The sequence below is a fragment of the Burkholderia sp. MSMB0856 genome (genome assembly GCF_001524645.2).
Taxonomy (GTDB): domain Bacteria; phylum Pseudomonadota; class Gammaproteobacteria; order Burkholderiales; family Burkholderiaceae; genus Burkholderia; species Burkholderia diffusa.
On sequence record NZ_CP013429.1, the window covers coordinates 193,685 to 206,365 of the forward strand.

Here is a 12,681-nt window from a genome sequence, read left to right on the forward strand (position 1 = left end):
TCGGTGATCTCGTGCTGATCAACGCGTACATCATCCAGATCAACCTGCCGCTGAACGCGCTCGGCTTCGTGTTCCGCGACGCTCCGTGCGCTCGCGTTTTCCTCTGGAGATATCCATGCCGAACCTTCCGAACCCGGCGACATCCGAAGCCCTGACCGAGCGTCGCGCCGGTAGCGCATTCGCCAACCGCCAGGCCGCGGTCGCGGCCGTCGAACTGCTGTTGCCGACGTTGTCGGCCGCGCTGGAGAGCGACTTCGTCGGCGACAGTGGTTGCCTGCACATCGTCATCATGGATCCGGCGCTCGGGCCGCGCGACGCGGCGTTCGAGGACGCGATCCTCTACGAGTTCTCGCTGCCCGACCCGAAGGACTGGGACGCCGACTATCGCGCCTATGCGCGCGCGAAGGCGCGACTGTCGTGGGAAACCGGCCGCGACGGTCACGTCGTGCAGGCGCTGGAGCCGTACCGGCTGCGCGCGGGCGACACGAACCTGTGGGGCGGCGTCGCGCAGCACGGGATCGTGGTCGGCGTGTCGGGCGCGCAGCCGTGGTTCGACGAGGCGTTCGCGGGCTGCATCGCGCACTGCCTGCGCGCGCTCGCGAAGCACCGCGCGCAGGCGACGCCGGACGGGCTCGCGATCTGAGCGCCGCGGGCCGCGCCGGTTTTTACAGCAGCTTATAAAAAAGCCCGTCGGCGGGCGCGGCGGCCCGATGCGGCGCGGCCGTGCGCAGACTGGCACGGTTCTCGCTGTACCTCCTGCACCGGCGCGTGTCGCGACAAGCGTCACGGCCACGATTCTTCGGACACTCGCAGGAGGTGCATGTTGAACGCGACTCACGATCCAGCCCGAGCGCCGCTCGCCGGCCGCACCGCGCTCGTGACGGGCGGCGGCCGCGGCCTGGGCGAAGCCATCTGTGAGGAACTCGCGCAACATGGCGCGCACGTGATCGTGGCCGATCTCGACGGCGATCGCGCGGCGGCCGTCGCGCAGCGCCTCGAGCGGCATGGCGGCCAGGCGGTCGGAAGGCCGTTCGACGTGCGTGACGAGGCGTCGGTGCTGCAGGTCGTGCACGACGCGCGCGAGGCGCTCGGCGATCTCGACGTGATCGTCAACAACGCGGCGATCGACGTGACCGCGCCGATCGACGACGTCAGCGTCGCAGCCTGGCAACAGGTGCTGATGACCAACCTGTTCGGCCCGTACCTGATGTGCCACGCGGTCGTGCCGATGATGAAGGCGCGCGGCGCGGGGCACATCGTCAACATCGCGTCCACCGCATCGAAACGCGCATGGCCGAATGCGTCCGCATATCACGCGACGAAGTGGGGGCTGCTCGGGTTGTCGCATGCGCTGCATGCGGAGTTGCGGCCGGCCGGCGTGAGCGTGTCCGCGATCGTCGCGGGCGGGATGCGCACGCCGTTCCTGCTCGACCGCTTCCCCGACATCGACGAGGACACGCTCCAGCAGCCGGAGCACGTCGCGGCCGCCGTGCGGTTCGTGCTGACGCAGCCGCCGGGCACCGTCGTGCCGGAACTGATGGTGTTGCCGATGAAGGAGACGTCATGGCCCTGAGGCGTGAGCGACGGCTGCCCGGCGCGGTGCTGCTCGACAAGGACGGCACGCTGCTGGAGAACGTGCCGTACAACGTCGACCCCGCGCGGATGCGGCTCGCGCCGGGCGCCGCGCGCGCGTTGCGCACGCTCGGCGCGACGGGCATGCCGATCGCGGTCGTGTCGAACCAGCCGGGCGTCGCGCTCGGCCACTTTGACGAATCGAAGCTTGGCGCGGTCCGTCAGCGTCTCGCCGAACTCTTCGAAGCGAACGGCGCGACGCTGGCGGATTTTTTCTATTGCCCGCATCACCCGGCCGGCAGTGTGCCGCGCTACACGTGCGACTGCGTCTGCCGCAAGCCGCGCCCCGCGATGGTGCGCCGCGCGATCGCCACGCTCGGCGCGGTCGCGGAATGGAGCTGGATGATCGGCGACATTCTCGACGACGTCGAGGCCGGCCGCGCCGCGCGCTGCAGCACGATACTCGTCGACTGCGGCAACGAGACCGAATGGCGGCTCGATGCCGCGCGCACGCCGCACCATGTGGTCGACCGTCTCGATCTCGCCGCGGACATCGTCGTACGCGAGGCCGTGCGCCGTCACGGCTCGTGGGTGCGGCGATGAGCGCCACCTGGGAGCGCGCCCGACGCATCCTGTGCGTGCGGCTCGACAGCCTCGGCGACGTGCTGATGACGACGCCCGCACTGCGCGCGCTGAAGGAGAGTGGGCATGGCCGCCGGCTCACGCTGCTGACGTCGCGTACCGGCGCCGCGCTGACGAAACACCTGCCGATGGTCGACGACGTGTGGACGTATGACGCGCCATGGGTCAAACATCCGGACGCGCACGGCGATCCGGTGACCGATCTCGACATGATCGACCGGCTGCTGGCCGGCCGCTTCGACGCGGCGGCGATCTTCACCGTGTACAGCCAGAGCCCGCTGCCCGCCGCGATGATGTGCTGGCTCGCCGGCATCCCGCTGAGGCTCGCGCATTGCCGCGAGAATCCGTACGAACTACTGACCGATCGCGTGCCCGAAACCGAGCCGGATTCCCACGTGCGCCACGAGGTCGCGCGCCAGCTTGCGCTGGTGCGCGCCGTCGGCGCGAAAACCTCCGACTGGCGGATGGCGTTCGAGCCGGGCGATGCGGCGCGACGCGCGTTGCACCAGCGGTTGCGCGCCGCGTTGCAGCGGATCGGCGGTCCGCGCCGGCCGGGCCCGTCGCGCGCGCGCTGGCTGGTCGTGCATCCGGGCGCGAGCGCGGCGTCGCGCCGCTGGCCCGCCGAGCGCTTCGGCGCCGCGGCCGCGCGGCTTGCGCCGCTGTTCGATGGCATCGCGGTGACAGGCAGCGCCGACGAGCGTGAGCTCGTCGATGCCGTGTGCGAACGCGCGGGGCCACGCGCCGTGGCGCTCGCGGGCACGCTGCCGCTCGGCGAACTCGGCGCGCTGATCGAGACGGCGGACCTGCTGCTGTCGAACAACAGCGGCCCGGTGCACCTCGCGGCCGCGCTCGGCACGCCGGTCGTCGACCTGTACGCGCTGACCAATCCGCAGCACACGCCATGGCGTGTGCCGCACCGCGCGTTGAACGTCGACGTGCCGTGCCGCAACTGCTACCGCAGCGTATGCGACCAGCCCGGCCATCCGTGCCTGCTCGGCGTGAGCGTCGACGACGTCGTCGAGGCGACCCACGCGCTGTTGCGCGGCAGCGTGCGCCATGCGCAACGCGCGGCCGCGCTGGCCGCCGTGCGCGGTGCCGAGCCGGCCGCGGCGAACGCGTCGAACGTGATTCCGTTCGCGCACGTCACCACGAGGAACTGACGCATGCCCGCTCCGACCTATACGCTCGGCATCAACGCCGCCTTTCACGACAGCGCCGCCTGCCTCGTGCGCGACGGCATGGTGATCGCGGCGGCCGAGGAAGAACGCTTCACGCACGTGAAGCACGCGAAGCGGCCGGTGCCGTTCTCGACGTGGGAGCTGCCGTATCACGCGATCGACTACTGTCTCGCGGAAGCGGACATCGCGCTCGCGGATGTCGACCACGTCGCGTATTCGTACGATCCGTGGCTCGAACTCGATCGTCATGGCACCGAGACGGCGCTGACGCTGCCGCTTGCGCCGTCCGCGCATGCGCCGCGCGCCGATGGCGTGTCACCATGGCATCCGTTGTTCCTGTCGTCGATCGTGAACGCGCCGCGTCAGCTCGCCGGCGGCGCGCCGCACCACCTGCAGAGACGGTTTCGCGGCGTCGCGCACGACGGGCCGTTCCGCTGGCACTTCATCGAGCATCATCTCGCGCACGAGGCCAGCGCGTTTCTCGCGGCGCCGTACGAGCATTGCGCGGTGATGACGATGGACGGGCGCGGCGAACGCGCGACGACGAGTTACGGCGTGTTCGACGGCCAGTCGTACCGGCGGCTCGGTCAGGTCAACCTGCCGCATTCGCTCGGCCTGCTCTACGAGCGCGTGACGCGCTACCTCGGTTTCCTGCATTCGTCCGACGAGTACAAGGTGATGGCGCTCGCGTCGTACGGCAAGCCGGTGTTCGCCGACGAGATGCGCAAGCTGGTGAGCTACAACGGCGACGGCCGCTACGAGATCGCCGATGCCGATCTCGCCGCACGCTTCGGCGCGCCGCGCGAGCGCGGCGGACCGATCGAGCCGCATCATTGCGACATCGCGCACGCGCTGCAGCTGGTGCTCGAGGAGACGACGCTGCAGGCGGTCGACTGGCTCGCCGCCGAGACCGGCGAGCGGCAGCTCGCGATGGCGGGCGGCGTCGCGCTGAATTGCGTGATGAACGCGAAGATTCGCGATCGCGGCCCGTTCGACGACGTATGGGTGCAACCGGCCGCCGGCGACGCGGGCACCGCGCTCGGCGCCGCGCTGTGGACCGACTTCCGGATGCGCGGGATGCGCGGCGAGTGGCGGATGGATCACGCGTATCTCGGGCCGTCGTACAGCGACGACGCGATCGAGGCCTTTCTGACGGACGCGCAACTGCCGTATCGGCGGCTCGCGGACGTCGCCGCCCAGACCGCCGCGCTGCTCGCGGCGAACCGTGTGATCGGCTGGTTCCAGGGCCGCATGGAGTTCGGGCCGCGCGCGCTCGGCGCCCGTTCGATTCTCGCGTCGCCGATCGATCCGGGCATGCAGCGCAAGCTGAACCGGATCAAGGATCGCGAGGACTTCCGGCCGGTCGCGCCGGTCGTGCTCGAAAGCCGCGCGCATCAGTGGTTCAACGGCGGCCGGCGCCTGCCGCTGCGCGCGCCGTTCATGCTGTTCGTGTACGACGTTGCGCCGGGGGCGGAAGCGACGATTCCGGCGGTGCGCCACATCGACGGCACGGCGCGCGTGCAGACCGTCGATGAAGACCAGCATCCGCTGTTGCATGCGCTGTTGACCGAGTTCGACGCGCTGACCGGCGTGCCGGTGCTTGTCAACACGTCGTTCAACACGCGCGGCGAGCCGATCGTCTGTTCGCCGCGCGACGCGATCGAGTGCTTCTGGACTTCACCGCTCGACGCGCTCGTGATCGGCTCGTTCCTGCTGGAGAAGCCGAGATGAACATGCGCGACTTGCAACTGCCGCCGGTCGTGTCGGTCGTCGTGCCGACGTATCGGCGGCCCGACCTGCTCGAGCGCTGCCTTGAAGCGCTGTGCGTGCAGGTGTTCGATCCGACGACCTACGAGATCGTCGTCGTCGACGACGACCCGGCCGGCAGCGCATGGGAAACCGTCGACGCATGCCGCGCACGCGTGAACGACGTGCCGGTGATCCGTTACATGACCGCGCCCGATACGCAGGGGCCGGCGGGCGCGCGCAATATCGGCTGGCGCAGCGCGCGCAGCGCACTGATCGCGTTCACCGACGACGACACGATTCCCGATCCGACCTGGCTGCGTCATGGCGCGGCCGCGCTGCTCGCCGAACCGGCGGCGGTGGCTGCGGCGGGGCGGATCGACGTGCCGCTGCGCGCGCGCCCGACCGACTACGAGCGCGACGCGGCCGGCCTCGCGCGTGCGGAATTCGCGACGGCGAACTGCTTCGTGCGGCGCACGGCGCTCGAGTGCGTCGGCGGGTTCGACGAGCGCTTCACGCGCGCATGGCGCGAAGACGCCGACCTGATGTTCGCGCTGCGCGAGCACGCGGGACCGATCGTCGGCGTCGACGCCGCGCGGATCGTGCATCCGGTGCGCCCCGCACGCTGGGGCGCGAGCATCGGCCAGCAATCGAAGGTGTATTTCGACGCGCTGCTGTACAAGAAGCATCGCGCGACCTACCGGCGTCATATCCGTGCGATGCCGCCATGGAATTACTACGCGGCCGTGCTGTTCGTGCTCGGCGCGATCGGCTGCTTCGCGGCCGGATGGCGCGCGCCGGGCATTGCGTGCGTGGTGGCCTGGGCCGTGATCACCGCCGCGTTCTGCGTGAAGCGGCTGCGCGGCACGCGGCTCACGCCGTCGCATGTTGCCGAGATGGTCGTCACGTCGATCGCGATTCCGCCCGTGTCGCTGTATTGGCGCGTGCGCGGCGCACTTCACTTCCGGGTGTTTTTCCTATGATGCTCGAATCCGTTTCATCGTCCAGTCCGGCACGCATCGCGGTATTCCGCGCGCTGCAGCTTGGCGACATGCTGTGCGCGGTGCCGGCGCTGCGCGCGCTGCGGCGCGGCGAGCCGCACGCGCGCATCACGCTGATCGGCTTGCCGTGGGCGCGCGAGTTCGCGTCGCGCTTCTCCGATTACGTCGACAACTTCATCGCGTTTCCGGGCGCGCCGGGCCTGGGCGAGCAGCCGGACGCCGAGCCGGCCGCGCGCGAGGCGTTCGTCGCGGAATGCCGTGCGCGCGACTTCGATCTGGCGATCCAGTTGCACGGCAGCGGCGCGCAGACCAACGCGATCGTCGCGTCGCTCGGCGCGACGCGCACCGCCGGCTTCGTGCCGCCCGACGGCGGCACGACCGCGCTCGACTGCTCGGTCGTCTGGCGCGACGGCGAACCCGAGGTCACGCGCTACCTGGCGCTGACGCGCAAGCTCGGTTATCCGGACTGGGGCGATTACCTGGAATTTCCGCTCGGCGGCCTCGACTATGCGCTATGGCATGTGCTGTGCGACGAACATGCGCTCGATGCGGGCCGCTACGTGATCGTTCATCCGGGCGCGCGGATGGCGTCGCGGCGCTGGCCGGTCGAGCGCTTCGCGAGCGTGGCACGGCAGCTCGCAGACGACGGCTGGCAGATCGTGCTGACCGGCACGCGCGCGGAACTTGCGGTGGCCGGTGCGTTCGTCGAACATCTCGCGCGGCCGTGCGTGAATCTGTGCGGGCGCACGCCGCTCGGCGCGCTGGCCGCGCTGGTCGGCCGCGCGCGTCTCGTGCTGTGCAACGACACGGGCGTGTCGCATGTCGCGGCGGCGTTCGGCACGCCGAGCATCGTCGTCGCCTGCGGCAGCGATACGGGACGCTGGGCGCCGCTCGACGCAGAGCGCCATCGCGTGCTCGCGAACTATCCGGCCTGTCGGCCGTGCATGTTCGACACGTGCCCGTACGGGCACGAGTGCGCGACGGCGATCGGCGTCGACGACGTGATGGAACGAGCGGGCGAACTGCTCGCGGAGGAGAGACGTCATGTCACGTAAGCGGTTGCGCGTGCTCACCTGGCACGTGCATGGCAACTATCTGTATTACCTGTCGCAGGCGCCGCACGATTTCTACATCGTGACGAAGCCGCAGCATCCGCCCGGTTACGCGGGGCGGGTCGGGCACCTGCCGTGGGGCGACAACGTGTATGAGGTGCCCGTCGAGTGCGTGCGCGACACCGAGTTCGACTGCGTGCTGTACCAGCATCACAATCACTACGCGCACGACCGGTTGCGGCTCCTGAGCGACGCGCAGCGTGCGTTGCCGGCGCTGTTCGTCGAACACGATCCGCCGCGCGAGCATCCGACCGACACGCTGCACCCGGTGCAGGATCCGAACGTGTTGCTGGTGCACGTGACGCCGTTCAACGCGCTGATGTGGGACAGCGGTGTCACGCCGACGCGCGTGATCGAACATGGCGTGCTGATTCCGGACGGCGTCGAGTATCGGGGCACGCTGCCGAAGGGCGTGACGGTCGTGAACAACATCGCGCGGCGCGGGCGGCGTCTCGGCGCGGACCTGTTCGAGTCCGTGCGTCACAGCGTGCCGCTCGATCTGGTCGGCATGGGCTCGACCGCGCTCGGCGGCATCGGCGAGGTGCCGAACCCGGCGCTGCCGCAATTCCTGTCGCACTACCGGTTCTTCTTCAATCCGATCCGCTACACGAGCCTCGGGCTCGCGGTGATCGAGGCGATGATGATCGGGCTACCGATCGTTGCGCTCGCAACGACGGAGATGGCGCAGCTCGTCAAGAGCGGCAGCAACGGCGTCGCCGATACGCGGCCGGAGGTATTGATCGACGCGATGCGCATGCTGATCCGCGATCCGGATCTCGCGCGCGAGTGGGGCGCGGCGGCAAAGCGCGATGCGTGCGCGCGGTTCGGGATCGAGCGGTTCGTGCGTGAGTGGGATAGCGCGTTGTGCGACGTCGCGTCGTGAGCGGTTCAGCCGCCGGGGCGGTGCGCTTACGGCTTCGTTGCACTCGGTGGCGTGCCCGCGCTCGCGGTGCCGCCGGCGCCACTTGTACCACTTGCACCCCTTGCACCACTTGCACTGCTCGTGCCCGACGCCGGCGCTGCCGCGCCGTTCACCGCGTTGCGCTCGTGTTCGGACAATAGCGCGAGGCGGTTGTACAGCGTCTTCAGGCTGATGCCGAGGGCCTTCGCGGTGCGCGGCTTGTCGCCGTTGAAATGACGCAGCGACGCGACGATGAAGCGCTGCTGCGTATGCGCGAGCGTCGTGCCGATATGCAGCGTCATTGCGTTGTGTCGGACTTCGTCGCGCGGCAGTTGCCGGCGCGGCAACTGCAGTTCGATCTGTTCGTCCGCGAGGATGAACGCGCGCTCCAGCGCGTTGCGCAGCTCGCGCACGTTGCCGGGCCACGTGTACGCGCGCAGTGCCTTCATCGCCTGCATCGACAGCCGCTTGCGCGTGCGGTGCCGGGCGTTCAGCCGGTCGACGATCTGCAGCGCGATGTCGCCGACGTCGTCCTCGCGCTGCCGCAGCGCGGGCACGTGCAGCGCGATCGTCGCGATCCGGTAGAAGAGATCCTCGCGCAGCCGGCCGCTGCGCACGGCCTCCACGGGGTCGTGATGGGTGGCCGCGACGATCCGCACGTCGAGCGGAATCGCTTCGTGACCGCCGACGCGCATGATCGTGTTCGACTCGAGCGTGCGCAGCAATTTCACCTGCAATTCCGCCGGCATTTCCGCGATTTCGTCGAGAAACAGTGTCCCGCCGCGCGCGGCTTCGAACATGCCCACATGTTGTGCAACGGCGCCGGTGAAGCTGCCTTTTTCATGTCCGAATAAATGGGATTCTGCGATGTCCTTCGGGATCGCGCCGCAATTGACGGGCACGAACGGCCCGCGCCGGCGCGGGCTCATGTCGTGGATGAGCCGCGCGACGATATCCTTGCCGGCGCCGCTTTCGCCGACCACCAGCACGCTGACGCGCGTAGCGGCGACGCGCGATACCTTCAGCAGCAGATTCTGGATCGTTTGCGAGCGGCCGAACAATCGCGTGCCGTCATCGTCGGATTTCGACATGAGTGATATCGCGCTGGGAAGTATTGACCGAAATCGTCGAGGGCTGGATGAAAAAATGACCGTCATGCGTCGTTTTTTTCATGTGGAAATCATACCTTTTATGCTGGAATTGCCGGATTGAATCTGGCAATGCCACTGCAGCCCGGGGATAGATTTATTCGATGAGCGGCGATCGCGCGACGTGCTTCTTCTATACTGCTAAGCACTCGTTTGTCATTGCAGGACAGCTAGTCTGCTCATTCGTGTGCAATGCGGACGTGGCGCCAGATGGCGGCGTCGTACCCCGCATCGCATGACCGCCGCGGTTTCGGCGATCTTGGCGCCCGAGCCGCACCACCAAGGAGCTTCGATGCCTTATGTCCTGATCGTCGAAGACGATGCCGATACGCGCACGATGCTCGCGACGCTCGCACAGGCGCAGCAACTCGCCTGCGACACGGCCGCGACGCTCGAAGAAGCGCGCACGCTCGTTTCAACGCATACCCCCGATCTCGTGCTGTGCGATCTCGTGCTGCCGGACGGCAACGGGATGGATCTGTTCGACGCATTGCCCAAGCACGCGCATTGCGAAATGGTGCTGACCACCGGTCACGCAAGCCTCGAAACCGCGATCGACGCATTGCGGCGCGGTGCGACCGACTATCTGGTGAAACCGCTCAACATGCAGCGGCTGAACAGCATCTTCGCGCGCGTGCCGCGCACTACCGCCCTGCACGAGGAAATCGCCGAACTGCGCTCCGAGCTGAAGCGTCTCGGCCGCTTCGGCCGGATGCTCGGCAGCTCGCCTGCGATGCAGGCCGTCTACGATGCGATCGGCCGCGTCGCGCGAACCGAAGCGTCGGTGCTGCTCACCGGCGAGTCGGGCACGGGCAAGGAGCTTGCCGCGCAGACGGTTCACGATTTGAGCCTGCGCCGCCGCGGCCCGTTTCTCGCGGTGAACTGCGGCGCGATCGCGGCGAACCTCGTCGAGAGCGAGATGTTCGGCCACGACCGCGGCAGCTTCACCGGGGCCGAGCGGCAGCACAAGGGCTTCTTCGAACGCGCGGACGGCGGCACGCTGTTCCTCGACGAAATCACAGAGATGCCGGTCGAATCGCAGGTCAAGCTGCTGCGCGTGCTGGAAACCGGGCGGCTCACGCGGCTCGGCTCGACGCGCGAGATCGACGTCGACGTGCGCATCGTCGCGGCCACCAACCGCGATCCGGAAGGTGCGATGGCGGACGGCAAGCTGCGGCCCGACCTCTATCACCGGATCAACGTGTTCCCGATTCCGCTGCCGTCGCTGAGCGAGCGCGGCGACGACATCCCGATGCTCGCCGATGCGTTCCTGCAGCGCTACAACGAGGAAAGCGGCCGCAACCTGCGCTTCGCGCCCGCCGCGCGCGAAGCGCTGAAGACTTACGCGTGGCCCGGCAACGTGCGCGAGCTGCGCAACTTCGTGCAGCGCGCGAGCATCTTCAGCGACGCGGACGTGATCGACACGCTGCCGCCGCCGATCATGGAAGAACTGTCGAACATGGTCGACTCGAACGAGGAGCGCGTGACGGTGCCGTTCGGCACGCCGCTCGAGGAAGTCGACCGCAAGCTGATTCTCGGCACGATCGCGCAATGCGGCGGCGTGAAGGCGCAGGCGGCGGAGGTGCTCGACGTCAGCCTGAAGACGATCTACAACCGGCTCGCGCAACTGGAAGACGAAGTGGAGAAACCGGATTCCTGATGTCGTGCCCGACAGGCTCATGCGCGCGCGCCCGCACGGCGGCGCGCATCGTCGTCGAGGCGGCGACGCATGCGCTCGACGTGCGGCGGCAGCGCGCGCCGCTCGCGCAAGATCCACGGCACGCCCGCGAACGCGGGCGCGATGCCGCGTTCGCGCCACAGGCGCGGCAGCATGCGAAACGTATGCGCGAGCGCTGCGCCGGCCGGCCACCTGAGCCACGCGGTCCATACCGCGTTGCGTGCGGCGACGCTCGCGCGCGCGTGCATGTCGCGTTGCATCGAAGGGTGATGATGAACCGTCAGATGCGGTGCATAGACGAGCCACGCGCCCGCGCGATACAGGTCGAGCGCGAGCAGCGCTTCCTCGCCGCCGAGGAAGTAGCGCGGGTGATATCCGCCCGCGGCGAGGAACGCGTCGCGCCGGAACGCGGTCGCACCGGCCAGCAGCCCGAGGATCGGCTGACCCGGCAGCGCGACGGGCGCATCGAGCGGGCTGTCGGCCATCAGCCGGCAGGTCGGGTCCTCGCGCTGCTCCGGCCCGACGAGCACACGCGCGGTGACGGCCGCGACGTGCGGATACGCATCGAGCAGGTTCGCTGCTTCGGCGAGCGAGCCGGGCGCCCACCAGGTGTCGTCGTCGCAGAACGCGACGTGGCGCGTGCGCGCGACGGCCGCGCCGAGGTTGCGGCCGGACGCGCCGAGATTGACCGGTGCATGCACCAGCGTCGCGTGCGGAAAGCGGTTGCGTACGAGCGCCGCGGTTGCATCGTCCGATCCGTTGTCGACGACGACGATCGCCGGCCGGTCGGGCAGGCTGGAGAGTCGTGCGAGCGTGCGCGCGAGTTCCGTCGGGCGCCGCCAGGTCAGCACGACCGCGGTCACGCGCGCTTCGCGTGGCGGCAGCACGACATGCGCGGGCGTTATGCGGACGAGCCGTCGCATTCGAGCCGCCAGTATGTTTCGGGTTCCTGGAGATCGGCACGCATATGAGGCTCGAACAGCGCAGTCTGGCTCGCATACGCGTCCACGGCGGCGGCCTTTGCTGCCGCGCCGTCCATGCGGTTGCCGGTTGGCGCGCCGACCGGATGGCCGGCCCAGCCGTGTTCGCGCCAGCCGATCACGCGCCTGGCCATCAGCCCGTCGATCCGCCGGTATGGCACGTCCTCGTAGAAGCGCCACACGCGCGATGCGTCGCCCGTCCGACCGTCGTCGCGCAGCAGCATCAGCATGGTTTGCTGCACCCGCAGGTGATCGCGATGGAACAGGCCGGCCGGCGCGAGCACGCCGAAGCCCGGGTGCGCGTCGATGGCCGCGGCCACGCGCGCGGCGATCGCCGTCGACGCGGCCGGCATGCCGTACTGGTCGTCGAGGAAATCGAGCCACACCGCCTGCGCGTCGAGCGTCTCGAGCGCGTGCCGATCCTCGTCGCGGCGCGCGCGCATGGCTTCGTCTGCGGTGCGGAAACCCGCGCGCCGGTCCCACGGCGGCGCGGCCGTCCCGCGGGCCGGTATCCCCGCGAAGACCGTGACGACGACCGAGCCGGGCGACTGCGCGAGCAATTCGCCGCAACTGAAGACGGCGTCGTCGAGATGCGGCGAGATGGCGAGCCAGCGTGTCGGAATGGTCATGGCGTGAAGGTCTCCCGGGTCGGCGTAAGCGGCCGAGCATGTGACGTGCCCGTCCGTTCACGCGTGGCCCGCCGCCGCCGGTTCGCCGGCAGGA

13 protein-coding genes are annotated in these 12,681 nt (G+C 69.2%); 10 read left to right on the forward strand and 3 right to left on the reverse strand.

The genetic code is table 11. The features are described 5' to 3' along the window. The first annotated feature begins 115 nt into the window (after positions 1-115). The 8 genes from WS87_RS29560 (at position 116) to WS87_RS29595 (ending at position 8,134) form a co-directional block, all read left to right on the forward strand. Positions 116-643 (forward strand): hypothetical protein, encoded by a 528-nt coding sequence (locus tag WS87_RS29560; protein WP_059700794.1) that lies wholly within the window; start codon positions 116-118, stop codon positions 641-643. 177 nt (positions 644-820) lie between these two features. Beyond that, positions 821-1,573, forward strand: a complete 753-nt coding sequence (locus WS87_RS29565; RefSeq protein WP_107938229.1) for an SDR family oxidoreductase — start codon at positions 821-823, stop codon at positions 1,571-1,573. Further along, complete coding sequence (locus WS87_RS29570; RefSeq protein WP_059817056.1) at positions 1,564-2,175, forward strand: D-glycero-alpha-D-manno-heptose-1,7-bisphosphate 7-phosphatase; 612 nt, start codon at positions 1,564-1,566, stop codon at positions 2,173-2,175. Before WS87_RS29565 ends, WS87_RS29570 begins: the two co-directional genes overlap by 10 nt. Further along, entirely contained in the window at positions 2,172-3,374 is a 1,203-nt protein-coding gene (locus tag WS87_RS29575; protein ID WP_059817367.1) for a glycosyltransferase family 9 protein, read from the forward strand. The genes WS87_RS29570 and WS87_RS29575 overlap by 4 nt, the downstream gene beginning before the upstream one ends. A 3-nt stretch (positions 3,375-3,377) precedes the next feature. Further along, positions 3,378-5,123 carry a carbamoyltransferase family protein gene (locus WS87_RS29580; RefSeq protein WP_059817054.1) on the forward strand — a complete coding sequence of 582 codons (1,746 nt, stop codon included), beginning with the start codon at positions 3,378-3,380 and terminating at the stop codon, positions 5,121-5,123. Beyond that, on the forward strand, positions 5,120-6,121 hold the full coding sequence (locus WS87_RS29585; protein WP_059817052.1) for a glycosyltransferase family 2 protein: 1,002 nt from the start codon (positions 5,120-5,122) through the stop codon (positions 6,119-6,121). The genes WS87_RS29580 and WS87_RS29585 overlap by 4 nt, the downstream gene beginning before the upstream one ends. Next, the gene (locus WS87_RS29590) at positions 6,118-7,194 is read left to right on the forward strand and encodes a glycosyltransferase family 9 protein (protein ID WP_059817051.1); all 1,077 of its coding nucleotides are present in this window, start codon (positions 6,118-6,120) and stop codon (positions 7,192-7,194) included. Before WS87_RS29585 ends, WS87_RS29590 begins: the two co-directional genes overlap by 4 nt. Continuing rightward, positions 7,184-8,134: a glycosyltransferase gene (locus WS87_RS29595; protein WP_059817050.1), complete on the forward strand. Its 951-nt coding sequence runs from the start codon at positions 7,184-7,186 to the stop codon at positions 8,132-8,134. The genes WS87_RS29590 and WS87_RS29595 overlap by 11 nt, the downstream gene beginning before the upstream one ends. Positions 8,135-8,160: 26 nt before the next feature. On the opposite strand, the gene WS87_RS29600 is transcribed toward WS87_RS29595, so the two are convergent. After that, positions 8,161-9,243 (reverse strand): sigma-54 interaction domain-containing protein, encoded by a 1,083-nt coding sequence (locus WS87_RS29600; RefSeq protein WP_059817049.1) that lies wholly within the window; start codon positions 9,241-9,243, stop codon positions 8,161-8,163. On the opposite strand from WS87_RS29600, the gene WS87_RS34490 reads away from it, so the two are divergent. Together WS87_RS34490 and WS87_RS29605 are read left to right on the forward strand one after the other, a co-directional pair. Further along, positions 9,242-9,364, forward strand: coding sequence for a hypothetical protein (locus WS87_RS34490; protein ID WP_257127630.1), 123 nt, complete (start codon positions 9,242-9,244; stop codon positions 9,362-9,364). The two genes, WS87_RS29600 and WS87_RS34490, sit on opposite strands and share 2 nt — an antisense overlap. 228 nt (positions 9,365-9,592) lie before the next feature. Beyond that, positions 9,593-10,960, forward strand: coding sequence for a sigma-54-dependent transcriptional regulator (locus tag WS87_RS29605; RefSeq protein ID WP_059693179.1), 1,368 nt, complete (start codon positions 9,593-9,595; stop codon positions 10,958-10,960). A gap of 17 nt (positions 10,961-10,977) precedes the next feature. On the opposite strand, the gene WS87_RS29610 is transcribed toward WS87_RS29605, so the two are convergent. Further along, the gene (locus tag WS87_RS29610; protein ID WP_059817047.1) at positions 10,978-11,901 is read right to left on the reverse strand and encodes a glycosyltransferase family 2 protein; all 924 of its coding nucleotides are present in this window, start codon (positions 11,899-11,901) and stop codon (positions 10,978-10,980) included. Beyond that, positions 11,880-12,587, reverse strand: a complete 708-nt coding sequence (locus WS87_RS29615) for a PIG-L family deacetylase (RefSeq protein ID WP_059817045.1) — start codon at positions 12,585-12,587, stop codon at positions 11,880-11,882. Before WS87_RS29615 ends, WS87_RS29610 begins: the two co-directional genes overlap by 22 nt. Between the last annotated feature and the right edge of the window lie 94 nt (positions 12,588-12,681).

Excerpts from the sequence above, each read along its gene's own strand:
- WS87_RS29575 (WP_059817367.1), top strand. The coding sequence starts at position 2,172 with ATGAGCGCCACCTGGGAGCGCGCCCGACGCATCCTGTGCGTGCGGCTC.
- WS87_RS29565 (WP_107938229.1), top strand. The coding sequence starts at position 821 with ATGTTGAACGCGACTCACGATCCAGCCCGAGCGCCGCTCGCCGGCCGC.
- WS87_RS29590 (WP_059817051.1), top strand. The coding sequence starts at position 6,118 with ATGATGCTCGAATCCGTTTCATCGTCCAGTCCGGCACGCATCGCGGTA.
- WS87_RS29560 (WP_059700794.1), top strand. The coding sequence starts at position 116 with ATGCCGAACCTTCCGAACCCGGCGACATCCGAAGCCCTGACCGAGCGT.
- WS87_RS29610 (WP_059817047.1), bottom strand. The coding sequence starts at position 11,901 with ATGCGACGGCTCGTCCGCATAACGCCCGCGCATGTCGTGCTGCCGCCA.
- WS87_RS29615 (WP_059817045.1), bottom strand. The coding sequence starts at position 12,587 with ATGACCATTCCGACACGCTGGCTCGCCATCTCGCCGCATCTCGACGAC.
- WS87_RS29580 (WP_059817054.1), top strand. The coding sequence starts at position 3,378 with ATGCCCGCTCCGACCTATACGCTCGGCATCAACGCCGCCTTTCACGAC.
- WS87_RS29605 (WP_059693179.1), top strand. The coding sequence starts at position 9,593 with ATGCCTTATGTCCTGATCGTCGAAGACGATGCCGATACGCGCACGATG.
- WS87_RS29600 (WP_059817049.1), bottom strand. The coding sequence starts at position 9,243 with ATGTCGAAATCCGACGATGACGGCACGCGATTGTTCGGCCGCTCGCAA.
- WS87_RS34490 (WP_257127630.1), top strand. The coding sequence starts at position 9,242 with ATGAGTGATATCGCGCTGGGAAGTATTGACCGAAATCGTCGAGGGCTG.
- WS87_RS29570 (WP_059817056.1), top strand. The coding sequence starts at position 1,564 with ATGGCCCTGAGGCGTGAGCGACGGCTGCCCGGCGCGGTGCTGCTCGAC.
- WS87_RS29595 (WP_059817050.1), top strand. The coding sequence starts at position 7,184 with ATGTCACGTAAGCGGTTGCGCGTGCTCACCTGGCACGTGCATGGCAAC.
- WS87_RS29585 (WP_059817052.1), top strand. The coding sequence starts at position 5,120 with ATGAACATGCGCGACTTGCAACTGCCGCCGGTCGTGTCGGTCGTCGTG.